10 protein-coding genes are annotated in these 12,333 nt (G+C 50.9%); 9 read left to right on the top strand and 1 reads right to left on the bottom strand.

The genetic code is table 11. The annotated features are described in order from the left end of the window. The first annotated feature begins 2 nt into the window (after positions 1-2). Positions 3-1,358, top strand: coding sequence for a TrkH family potassium uptake protein (locus H8S80_RS20235; RefSeq protein ID WP_002603451.1), 1,356 nt, complete (start codon positions 3-5; stop codon positions 1,356-1,358). 73 nt (positions 1,359-1,431) lie between these two features. Next, positions 1,432-2,085, top strand: a complete 654-nt coding sequence (locus H8S80_RS20230) for a potassium channel family protein (RefSeq protein ID WP_002603452.1) — start codon at positions 1,432-1,434, stop codon at positions 2,083-2,085. 169 nt (positions 2,086-2,254) lie between these two features. Here H8S80_RS20230 and H8S80_RS20225 read toward each other — a convergent pair whose 3' ends face one another. After that, positions 2,255-3,127, bottom strand: a complete 873-nt coding sequence (locus H8S80_RS20225) for a helix-turn-helix domain-containing protein (RefSeq protein WP_002603453.1) — start codon at positions 3,125-3,127, stop codon at positions 2,255-2,257. A 153-nt stretch (positions 3,128-3,280) separates the two neighbouring features. Here H8S80_RS20225 and H8S80_RS20220 point away from each other — a divergent pair, with 153 nt between their 5' ends. The 7 genes from H8S80_RS20220 (at position 3,281) to H8S80_RS20190 (ending at position 12,234) form a co-directional block, all read left to right on the top strand. Beyond that, complete coding sequence (locus H8S80_RS20220; protein WP_181987884.1) at positions 3,281-5,137, top strand: DUF2264 domain-containing protein; 1,857 nt, start codon at positions 3,281-3,283, stop codon at positions 5,135-5,137. A gap of 28 nt (positions 5,138-5,165) precedes the next feature. Beyond that, positions 5,166-6,302 carry a glycoside hydrolase family 88 protein gene (locus tag H8S80_RS20215; protein WP_002603455.1) on the top strand — a complete coding sequence of 379 codons (1,137 nt, stop codon included), beginning with the start codon at positions 5,166-5,168 and terminating at the stop codon, positions 6,300-6,302. 258 nt (positions 6,303-6,560) lie between these two features. After that, entirely contained in the window at positions 6,561-7,850 is a 1,290-nt protein-coding gene (locus H8S80_RS20210; protein WP_117630884.1) for an ABC transporter substrate-binding protein, read from the top strand. Between the two features lie 18 nt (positions 7,851-7,868). Next, positions 7,869-8,789, top strand: coding sequence for a carbohydrate ABC transporter permease (locus H8S80_RS20205; RefSeq protein ID WP_002603457.1), 921 nt, complete (start codon positions 7,869-7,871; stop codon positions 8,787-8,789). A gap of 12 nt (positions 8,790-8,801) precedes the next feature. Then, positions 8,802-9,650 (top strand): carbohydrate ABC transporter permease, encoded by an 849-nt coding sequence (locus H8S80_RS20200; RefSeq protein ID WP_002603458.1) that lies wholly within the window; start codon positions 8,802-8,804, stop codon positions 9,648-9,650. 30 nt (positions 9,651-9,680) lie between these two features. Beyond that, entirely contained in the window at positions 9,681-10,568 is an 888-nt protein-coding gene (locus H8S80_RS20195; RefSeq protein WP_117630883.1) for a sugar phosphate isomerase/epimerase family protein, read from the top strand. Next, a complete protein-coding gene (locus H8S80_RS20190; RefSeq protein ID WP_117630882.1) occupies positions 10,561-12,234 on the top strand; it encodes a glycoside hydrolase family 2 protein in 1,674 nt (557 codons plus the stop codon). Before H8S80_RS20195 ends, H8S80_RS20190 begins: the two co-directional genes overlap by 8 nt. Positions 12,235-12,333: the final 99 nt, after the last annotated feature.

Here is a 12,333-nt window from a genome sequence, read left to right as displayed (position 1 = left end):
AGATGGATGAGAAAAAATTAATTCATGCCCGGCGCCATGTGAGCCAGACACAGTTTATTGCATATGGATTTTTCTGCGTTATCATAACGGGAACACTTCTTCTCATGCTTCCCTTTGCCAGCCGCGACGGACAGTCGGAGCCATTTTTAAACTGTCTGTTTACGGCTACCAGCGCGTCCTGTGTGACGGGCCTTGTGGTGGCGGATACCTGGAGCCAGTGGTCCTTATTTGGCCAGCTCGTCATCCTGACCATGATTCAGATCGGCGGTCTGGGCTTTATCACGGTGGGCGTCTTCATATCCATCGTGCTCCGCCGTAAGATCGGGCTGAAGGAGCGCGGACTCATGATGGAGAGCGTCAATACCCTGCAGATCGGCGGGGTGGTGCGCCTGGCAAAGAAGATTATCATCGGCACGTGTATCTTTGAGGGAACGGGCGCGGTGCTTCTGGCAATCCGCTTTATCCCCCAGTTTGGTTTCTTCCGGGGACTGTTCTACGGTATTTTCCATTCCATATCGGCCTTCTGCAACGCGGGCTTCGACCTGATGGGAGGGCAGACACCGTACAGCTCTTTTGTGGCCTATTACGATGACTGGCTGGTGAACTTCGTCATCATGTCCCTTATTATTATCGGCGGTATCGGCTTTATCGTCTGGGATGATTTAAGCCGGAATAAGCTGCATTTCCGAAAATATATGCTTCAGACGAAGATTGTACTCGTCACCACCGCGATCCTGGTCTTCGGCGGAGGACTGCTGTTTTATCTGCTGGAGAGGAATCATCTTCTGGTGGGAATGAATACCAGCGGAAAGATCCTGACCTCCTTATTCAGCTCCGTGACGGCCAGAACGGCCGGCTTCAACACGACGGACACGGCGGCCTTAACCGATGGAAGCAAGCTGCTGACCATCATCCTGATGTTCATCGGAGGAAGCCCTGGCTCCACTGCCGGCGGCATCAAGACGACGACCCTGGTGGTCCTTCTCTTGTGCGTACATTCCAATATCAAGCAGACGTACGGGATCAATATCTTCGGCCGGAGGCTGGAGAACGACGCGGTCAAGCGTGCCGGAACGATTCTGACGATCAACCTTTTGCTGGCAGTCACGGCGTCGCTGGCCATCATGGCGATACAGCCGCTGGGATTTTCCGATATCCTGTTTGAGACGTTTTCCGCTATCGGCACCGTCGGAATGACCACGGGAATCACGAGAGCTCTGCATCCGATATCGCGCTGCATCATCATTCTTCTAATGTACTGCGGCAGAATCGGAAGCCTTTCCTTTGCCCTGGCCTTTGTCCAGTCCAAGAGAAAGCCCCATGTACAGCAGCCTGCGGAGGCGATCAACATCGGGTAAGCCCGCAGCCGGTGCCTGGAAGTGAAGAGATCATGTATTGAATAATATGCTGCGAAGCAAAGGAGAATATCATATGAAATCAATTTTAATCATAGGAATGGGACGGTTTGGCCACCATCTCTGCGAGAATCTCGCCATGCTGGGAAATGACGTCATGGTGGTGGATCAGAAGGAAGAGGTGTTAGAGGACCTGCTTCCCATCGTGACCAGCGCCAAGATCGGAGACTGTACCAACGAGGCGGTCTTACGAAGCCTGGGAATCGCCAACTTCGACATCTGTTTCGTCTGTATCGGAACGAATTTCCAGAGCAGTCTGGAGATCACCAGCCTTGTAAAGGAGCTGGGCGGACGCCGTGTCATCAGCAAGGCGAACCGCGACATTCACGCCAAGTTCCTTCTCAGAAACGGCGCGGATGAGGTCATCTATCCGGACCGTGACATTGCAGAAAAGATGGCGGTCCGCTACAGCGCCAACCACGTATTTGACTACATTGAACTGACACAGGAATACTCCATCTACGAGATTCCGCCTCTTCCGGAATGGATCCACAAGACCATCCGCGAGGCCGATATCCGCAACCGTTACCACATCAGCGTCCTGGGCATCAAACGCGAGGGAAAAGCCCAGCTCATGCCCCCGGCCGACTATGTCATTCAGGCGCAGGAGCATCTGATGGTAATTGGAAAAAAGATGGATATTGACAATATCCTGGAAAAGATGAAATGATGTGCTCAAGGTTCGAGTAAATGATATCGCCGCCCCACCGGTCAGCTTCTGGTGGGGCGGCGTTTTTGTGTTTCATAGGAAAGTTCATCCGATATGGCCGCTGAAGCGGCCGCGCTCCGGCGCGAGAGTCCGGCAAGCCGGTCTCTTTATTCTGTAACAGGAACCTTTGCTATAAGAATTTTAAGTTGCTGGACTGCCCCTCGGTGGTGTAGGTGGCGATATTTTTCACATATTTGCCGGGGGAGACTCCCATGATTTTATGGAACACCTTGACGAAATGGGAGTAATCATTAAATCCGCATTCGTAACAGGCGTCTGTGATGGAGGCCCCCTGTTTTAAGAGGATTCCGGCGTGCTGGATGCGGCGTGCGATGATGTAGTTCCACAGGGATGTTCCGGTATAGTTCTTGAATATATGGCTCAGACGGGAACCGCTGATATTCAGTGCGGCGGCGATCGTCTGTATGGATATATCATGGGTCAGATTGTTATTGACATAGCCCAGGGCCTGGCGGATTATCTCAGGGGATACGTCACCCGCAGAGGCGAATTCTGAACGGATGGCCTCATTCGCACAGAGGAGAATCCAGGAGAGACAGGACCGGATTCGGATATCATACCCGAATTCTTTTTTGTTTAAGCTGTTGATAATGGTATCCACACACGCTTCGTATTGCTGAAGCTGCCGGCTGTCCAGATGGCAGGGATGGTCCGGAGTGAACTTCCGAAAACAGGCGAAGAGATCTGTTTCCGGGGTTGACAGGGAGGCGGCAAAGCTTTCTTCGAAATGGACAGGCATACGCTCATAAGGCGTCTCATCGCTGATGAACAGGCCGTGTATGTCATTCGGACAAATGAAAATCAGATCGCCGGGCATAAGGCGGAAGGTGACATCATTAATAAAATAGTCTACATTACCGCTTTTAAACAGCAGAAGCTCGTATGCATTGTTGTGCATATGCAGGGTACGGTCCTGCTTCTGGCAGGTGCGGTGATGGGAAATCAGCAGCTGGTTAATGGATTGTGTGGTGATTTCAAACATTGGAAGCTCTCCTTTCTGACGATATGCGCAGCATGATATGACATAAATATAGCATAAAAAACAATATTATGAAAAGAAAATTATGATATGATAAGTCATATGGTTAATATAGACAAAAAAAGAAAGATGAAAGTGGAAAAGATGGACATAATTATGAACTCGAGAAATGATATGGTTCAGCTGTTTCTGGATTTTATAAGGCCGCTGAAAGCATTTTACAGTCCGAAGAGGGCATTTCTTCATGTGGGGAATACAGGGGCCCATTACGGTGAAAAGTCGGCCAGGATGGAAGGATGGGCCAGGGTGCTCTGGGGATTGGGGCCGCTCTGGTCAGCGGATAACTCCGGGCTTTCCGCAGAACAGCAGGAGGAGATAAGGGAGTGGCTTGTACTCTATCGGACCGGTATCATCCATGGAACGGATCCCGGGGACAGCGAGTACTGGGCCGACATATTTGATTATGATCAGAAGATGGTGGAGGTGGCGGCGCTCGTATTTTCGATAACGGTCAACCGCGGGGAACTGTGGGACACGCTGACTGACGGCCAGAAGGACAACCTGTACCGGTGGCTGAGACAGATGAATGACTACGACATGCCGAAGAATAACTGGAGGTATTTCAGAATTCTCACGAATATGACCTTTCGGCTGCTGGGGCTGGAGTGGCGGGAAGATAGAATGGAGGAGGACTTTGCGCTGATCGAAGGCTCCTATACCGGCGATGGCTGGTATTACGACGGCAATCCGGGCCAGGTCGATTATTATGTGGCATTCGCGATCCACTATTACGGACTGATCTACGCACAACATATGGAGGCGCTGGAGCCAGAGAGATGCCGGATCCTAAAGGAACGCAGTACGAAGTTCTTTGATGATTTTGTCTACTGGTTTGCGAATAACGGGGAAGAGATTCCTTTTGGAAGGAGCCTGACCTACCGTTTTGCACACAGCGGCCTGTTCGGAGCGATGGCCTACGCCAGACTCGATGTGGATTACGGCGTGCTGAAGAATCTGGTTTTAAGGAATATCGAGGTGTGGATGCGGCGCCCCATTTTCGACAACACGGGGATTTTGAGCATTGGGTACGGTTATCCGAATCTTTTGATGAGTGAGAGTTACAATGGATGCGGTTCCCCCTACTGGTGCAATAAGGCGTTTATCGTGCTCGGACTAAATGAGGACCATCCATTCTGGACGGCTGAGCCCAAGGTGTACCCTTATGAACCGGTGAAATATTTAAAGCACCCGCACATGATTGTTACCCATGATGACAACGATCACGTGCTGGCTTACGTGACGGGGCAGCATTTGGGGCTGGATCACGGCAGGGGCGCGGAAAAATATGAGAAATTCGTATACTCCAACCAGTTTGGCTTCAGTGTTTCGAGAGGGACCAGCCTGGAACAGGGGGCGTTTGACAATACTCTGGCATTTTCCGTAAAGGGAGAGAACCGTTACTGCATGAGATACGGCCAGACAGACTTTTCTTCGGATGAGGAGAAGCTTTCTGCAAAATACAGCCCGTTGACCGGTGTGGAGGTAATAAGCACAGTGGTTCCCTGCTCCCCCTGGCATGTGCGGATTCACCAGATTACCAACTGCGTACCGGTTACGGCAGCAGACGGCGGTTTTTCCATTGCTCGGGAGCGGTGCTTTGAAGTGACGGAGGGAGCCGGGACGGGCAGACTGGAAGCGGAGAATATCGAAATCACGGAAGCTTCTGCATTTGTAAGGGCTCCATGGGGAGTAAGCGGAATTGTGACCGAAACTGAGGGGACGACAAAGCTTGTGACGCCGTTTCCGAATACCAATTTATTCTATAATCTCACGGTTATTCCGACCGTGACAGCGGAACTGGAACCGGGCAGCCATTTACTGATTACCAGTGTGTTCGCAGACCGCTCCGCCAGTGCCGGGGAAATGGCCGGGCAGAAGCCTTTCGTGAGTGTGGAAGAGGGAAGCGTTACAATTGCATACAGAGGCAGGACAGTGACTGTCCCCCTTTTATGACATAAGAAACAAGAGAAAGGAGAATGCAATGTATTTATCACAACAGGATGCGGCATGGGCTGCTGAGACAATGGAAAAAATAAAAATGAAGATGAAGCCTGTGACAGAACGCAGCCGCGGCAAGATACCGTATACCACGGTGGACGGCGTCTTCGATGACCGGTCCGGAAGCCGGGATATCTCCTGGTGGACCAACGGCTTTTGGGGCGGTATGATGTGGCAGCTTTACGCTCTGACAGGTGATGAGCTCTACCGGGAGACGGCTGAGGAGCTGGAGACGAAGCTGGATGCGGTGCTGATGCGTGCAGACGGCCTGGACCATGACAATGGTTTTAAATGGCTGCCAACCGCGGTGGCGGACTACAGGCTGACGAAGAATCCAGAGTCCCGGAACAGAGCCCTGCTCGCTGCCAATAACCTGGCAGGCAGATTCAATCTTGCCGGTAACTTTATCCGGGCATGGAATGACTGGGGAGAGGATGATCACCGCGGATGGGCGATTATCGACTGTATGATGAATCTCCCGCTGCTTTACTGGGCCTCCGAGGAGACGAAGGACCCCAGATTTCAGCAGATCGCTGTGGCGCATGCCAATATGGCGCAGCAGTGTTTCGTGAGAGAAGACGGTTCCGTCAATCATATCGTGGAATTTGATCCCTTTACCGGAGAGATGGTGCGAAGCCATGGGGGCCAGGGCTATGAGACCGGTTCTTCCTGGACCAGGGGACAGAGCTGGGGCTTATACGGCTTTGTGCTGAGCTACATACATACCGGTGACGGGCATTATCTTAACACGGCAAAGAGAATCGCCCATTACTTTATGGCCAATACGCCGGAGAACGGCCTGATTCCCGTTGATTTCCGGCAACCGGCTGAATGCGCCTGGGAGGATTCCACTGCGGCGGCGATCGCGTCCTGCGGTCTGATCGAGCTTTCCAGGCACACGGAGGGCAGAGACAGCAGCCTCTATAGGAATGCCGCGGTGAAGATGTTAAAGGCCCTCGACGCGTCCCGCTGCAGCTGGGGAACGGAGAAGGATCATCTGCTGGAGCGGTGTACGGCGGCTTACCATGATAAAGAACATGAAATTGCCATTATTTACGGTGATTACTATTTTATTGAGGCAATATGGAAGCTTGCTGGTGAAGATTTGTTTATTTGGTAATACAAAAGTTGCAGTTACTGCCGATAATACGAATTATGTCATGTATTATCGGTATTTTTATGCCTAAATAGGACGGCAGCCGATTAGAAATCTGATTATTCTGACTCTTTTATCTGGAAAACGCACTTCCTTTCTCGCACAATGCAAGCTATTCCCCAATCTCGTAAAATTAAGTCCACCATAATTCGTATTATATTTCCAAAATCAAAACCTGGTTTTTCCAGGTAAAGATAAATGAAGAAAATGGAGGATTAAAAAATGAAGAAAAGAAGATTGGCAGCGGGTGTTATGGCGGCGGTTATGGCAGCAGGTATCGTTGCAGGATGCAGCAGTACAGGCGCTGGGGCCAAAGGAAGTCAGGAGGAGAAGGTGACCATTAAGGTTGCCCTGTGGGATTATTCCAATACCGAATATTACAAGACCATGTTTGATGCATTTACGGCAAAGTATCCCAATATTACCGTTGAACCGGTCGAATTCTCTGCGGATGAGTACGATAACACGGTGATCACACAGCTGGGCGGCAAACAGGACTTTGATGTTGTGTTCACAAAGGGAACACCTGCACTGAGCGCGCTGGTGGAACAGGGACACGTTCTGGCGCTGGACGATCTTATGGGGAAGGACGCCTCTTTTCAGAAGGATGCGTATTCCGGTCTTGTGGACCAGCTTCAGCTAAACGGCAAGACGTATGGAGTTCCGTTCAGAAAAGACAACAATATGATATTCTATAACAAAGACTTATTTGACAAGGCCGGCGTCCCTTATCCCGAGGACGGCATGACGATGGGGGAATACCATGAGCTGGCTGCCAAAATGACGAGCGGAACAGGAAATGATAAGGTCTACGGCGCCCATGTCCATACGTGGCCCAGCAATGTGTCTGAGTTCGCCAGACGAGTCGAAGAGTTTGACGTTCTCGATACGGACAGCTATGAAAACCTGGTGCCGTATTATCATGAGATTCTGGCCATGCAGGACGAAGAAGTTGTTCAGGACTACGGTATGCTTAAGTCCTCCAACATCCATTATTCCGGCGTATTCTATAACCAGCAGGCGGCCATGCTTCAGATTGGAACCTGGTTTATCAACATGTGCGTGGAAAATGTAAAAGACTTCAACTGGGGTGTCTGCAGCCTTCCAAACGACAAAGGAATCGGCAATGAGGCCGCGATCGGCGGCGTGACTCCGGTATCCATCGGGGCGTACGCAAAGCATCCGGAAGAGGCGTGGACCTTTATCAACTATATCTGCGGAGAAGAGGGGGCAGAGGTCCTTGCAAAACAGGGAATTGTCCCAGGCTACAACTCCGATCAGGTCAGCCAGATCTTTGATGATATTCCCAAAACATCGCCCAATGCTCCGGAAGGCTTATCAAAGTATATCGATATAGATAAGTATGTAGTGGAGCAGCGTATGGACAGGCTTGCCAAGGAAATTGATAACATTTACCAGGAACAGCACAGCGCCATCATGACAAAGAGTGTGACGGTGGAGGATGGTCTCCGGAAGATGGCAGAGAGAGTTAAGGAAGCGCAGTCCAAGTAACTGGAGAAAGGCGGACATATGAACAGAGAAAACAGCGCGGCCCAAATTTCGAAGAAACGGTCTCTGGCCAGAAAAAAGAACTTAGTCGCATACTCATTTATCCTACCTAATTTAATCGGATTTTTCATTTTTACATTTATACCGATCGTCTTTTCCCTGCTGCTCAGTTTTTGCGAATGGGATTCCGGGAATCCGGTTAAATTCGTAGGTTTAAAGAATTTTATCACGATGTTTACCAATGATACAAGCTTTTGGATTGCTTTAAAAAACACCCTTTATTATACGGTCGTGACAGTGCCTGTAACGCTGGCCTTATCGCTGTTTCTGGCCATTCTGATGAACAAAAACTTAAAGGGCCGGGTGTTTTTCCGCTCCGTTCTCTTCTTCCCGTACGTGGCTTCCCTGGTAGCCGTGGCCGTGGTCTGGATGGCATTATTCAATCCGGACCGCGGCCCGGTCAACGGGCTTTTGATGGCGCTCGGTGTGTCCAATCCGCCGAGATGGGCGGCGTCTACGACCTGGGCCATGCCGACGATCATCGGCTTGACCGTGTGGAAGGGGATGGGGTACTACATGATTGTCTATCTGGCCGCGCTCCAGGGCGTATCGGGCGATTTGTATGAGGCGGCTTCCCTGGACGGAGCAGGCAGATGGCAGCAGTTCCTTCACATTACGTGGCCCTGCGTAACCCCTACTACGTTCTTTATTCTGATGATGCTGATGGTATCCACCTTCAAATCCTATGATATTATGTATATCACGACACAGGGAGGACCCGGCGAGGCCACTAAGGTTCTGGCTTACCATATTTTCAACAGCGCGTTCGTAAGCTCCAGGTTCGGTTACGCCAGCGCGGTGGCCATGGTTCTGTTCGTCATTATCATGGGTGTGACACTGATTCAGTTTAAAGGTGAGAAACGATTTACAAGTTACTTATAAGGAGGCAGCAGTATGAAGCAGGCAGATAATAAAAATTCGGCTGTCTCTGCGGTTAAGACAGCGTTTATGTACGCAGCACTGATTATTATGGCAGTTATTATGCTTATTCCCTTTGCATGGATGCTGTCGGCATCCCTGAAGTTCGAGAAGGATGTATTTTCCTTTCCGATCGTATGGATACCGCCCGTTCCCCAGTGGAGCAACTATGCAGAAATATGGAAGAAGGTTCCGCTTCTGACGGGCTTTTTCAATACGACGAAGCTGACGGTATGTACCACCGTTTTGCAGCTGGTCACGTCGAGCTTTGCAGCTTATGCATTTGCGAAGCTGAGCTTTAAGGGGAGAGATACTATTTTCATGATGTACGTCATGACGATCTCAATCCCATGGCAGGTGTACATGGTTCCCCAGTACAAGATGATGACGTTGTTTGGCCTGACCGACAGCCATCTGGGCATTATTCTGATGCATGCGTTTACAGCTATGGGCGTATTCCTGATGAGACAATTTTTTATCGGAATCCCCAACGAACTGCTGGAGGCGGCGAGAATCGACGGCCTGAGTGAGTACGGAATCTGGGCGAGGCTGATGCTTCCGCTGTCGAAGCCGGCGATCGCCACTCTGTGCATTACCTCATTTACCTTTGAGTGGAACGATTTTATGGGGCCGCTAATCTATTTGTCTTCCCAGAAAAAGAAGACCATTCAGCTGATGCTCCGCATGTTTAACAGCCAGTATTCTTCCAACTATGCCCAGATTATGGCCGCGGCCACAGTTGCCCTGATCCCGGTCCTGATTCTGTTTATCTGTTTACAGAGGTACTTCGTGGAGGGCGTGGCGAGTTCCGGTATCAAGGGATAGAAGCTAATTCAGGAAAGAAAAGGAGACGGTATGAAATACTCTTTATTTACGGTCAGTGTACCGGAAATGACGCCGGAACAGGCGCTTAAGAAGATGAAGGAATACGGGTACGACGGTGTGGACTGGAGGGTGACGGATCTCCCAACAGATCCCGGGACAGCAAAGGAGGCGCCGTCTTACTGGAAAAACAACTATTGTACGGTGGATATCGCCACGATAGATGAGAAAGCGCAGGAATTAAAGGCGCTGTCTGATCGGTATGGGATCAAGGTAAATGCCCTGGCAACGTATTTAAACTGCGCCGACAGTGAGGCCAGGATTGAGTCGTGTATGACGGCAGCCGTGAAGATGGGCTGTAACCGGATCCGCGTCAATTCTCTCCCCTATCATAAAGGGCAGAATTACCTGGAGACCTTTGAACAAGCGGCAGCCGGATTTAAAAAGGTGGAAGTGCTTGCCAGGAAGCATGGGGTAAAAGCTGATTTTGAAATGCACATGGGGACGATCACACCGTCCGCCAGCGCCGCATACCGCCTTGCCTGCCTCTTTGATCCGCGGTATATTGGCGTGATCTACGATACGGGAAATGTGATCTATGAAGGCTTCGAGGAGTATCAGATGGCCTTTGAGATACTTGGACCGTATCTCGACCTGGTACATATTAAGAATGCGTGCTGGGTGAAAAAGAACGTGGATGGAAACGAAAAATACGTCCCCGACTGGGCCCCGTTTACAGACGGATATGCCGATTTTGAACGGTGTTTTCAAGCGCTTAAAGCGGTGGGGTATGACGGCTATGTGACCTTTGAGGATTTTTCCTCCGCGGAAAGCTCAGAGCAGAAGCTGAAGACAGATATTGACTGCATCAGGAGAATCGTGGACGCCGTGGAGCGGCAGGAGGAGGGAGCGCATGATTAGGACATTCTGCACCCATGAGATCCGAAAGGTCCGGGAATTGAGCGGCAGCCTGTGGGAATTTTCGCCCTGTACAGGTGATCTGGCAGGCAGAAAATACCGGACGGCTGTTCCGTGCTGCTGGGAATCCATGCCTGATTTTTCCTCTTACAGGGGAGTCGGCGTGTTTTCCAGAGAGATTGAGACGGAAGGGGCGTTCCGGCTGGTATTCAAGGGCGTCAGTCATACGGCAAGGGTCTGTCTGGATGGAAGGGAGATAGGCAGCCATTATAATGCTTATACGCCATTCGCCGTGGCTGTCACAGATGTGATGGCCGGAAGGCACCTGCTGGAGGTCTATGCAGATAATACGTTCGGCGAGGCCAGCGCACTCCACATACCCAATGACTACATGAGCTACGGCGGCATCAGCCGCGGTGTCCTTCTGGAGGAATTGACGGATACGTACATTGAATACATTCACGCAGTCCCGGTCATGGAGAAGGACGGCTGGAAAGCCCTGGTTTCATTGAAGGTTAAAAATTGGTCCGCGGCCGGGAAAGCATGCAGACTTTATCTGGACCTGGCCGGGATTGCCTCTGAAGCCATGGAACTGACACTGGAGGCCGGCGGGGAGAAAACCGTGGACTTTCAATTGTCCGCGGCAGAGGCGGAGGCCTGGGAGATCAAAAACCCGAAGCTCTATACAGTCCGGGCCACGCTTTCGGATGAAAACGGAGCGTTTGACGACCAGATCGACCGCATGGGATTCCGCGAGATCAGGACGGAGGGCAAAGATATTCTTTTAAATGGGAAGAAGCTGCGTATCAGGGGGTTCTGCCGCCACGAGGACCATCCGATGTTCGGATGCGCCCTGCCCTATGCGGCGATCCAGCAGGATCTGGAGACGGCCATGGATTTAGGGGCCAATGCCATCCGTACCGCTCACTATCCCAACGACGAACTGTTTCTTGATCTGTGCGATGAGCAGGGAATTCTGGTATGGGAGGAAAACCATGCCCGGGGGCTGACGCTGGAGCATATGCAGAATCCGAATTTCGAGCGCCAGGCGGAAACGTGTATCGAGGAAATGATCACGGCTCATATCAATCACCCGTCTGTCATTATCTGGGGTATTTTAAATGAGTGCGCCAGTGATACGGAGTACGGCTATGAGTGCTATAAGAAGCAGTACGACTTGATTAAGCACATGGATTTTTCCAGACCGAGGTCGTCTGCAAGCTGTAAATTTAAGACGGACATCTGTTTCGGACTTCCGGAGATTGTCTCTTATAATCTTTATCCGGAGTGGTATCATGAGACGCCGGCCAGTGAGTATGTGAAGGATATCTATGACTGGGTTCAGCGTGAGAGCGAAGGAAGCGGCAAGCCGTTTCTGGTTACTGAGATCGGTGCGGGCGCCATCTATGGTTTCAGAAGCCACACTCTGTGCAAATGGTCGGAGGAATATCAGGCAAAGGCTCTGGAGGACCAGATTACGGCGGTTCTTGAGCAGGAAGGCTGCTGCGGTATCTTTATCTGGCAGCTCTGCGACGTGAGGGTCAGTGACGAGTGGTTCGCCAGCCGCCCCCGCACCATGAATAATAAGGGGATTGTGGATGAATACAGGCGGCGCAAGCTGGCCTATGACGTGGTAAAACGGATTTACCACGCTTACGAGGATAAATGACAGGGAGAGCAGCAGGGGAAAAACGTGTTTAGAAAACGCGGCTTTCCCCTGCTGTTTTTTTTAAAGCCTGTTCCTCTTTCCTTTAAAAATTTCCGCATA

Source organism: Hungatella sp. L36 (assembly GCF_014288035.1).
Note: the sequence above shows the minus strand (reverse complement) of the source record. Positions and strands in the feature narration are given on the sequence as shown.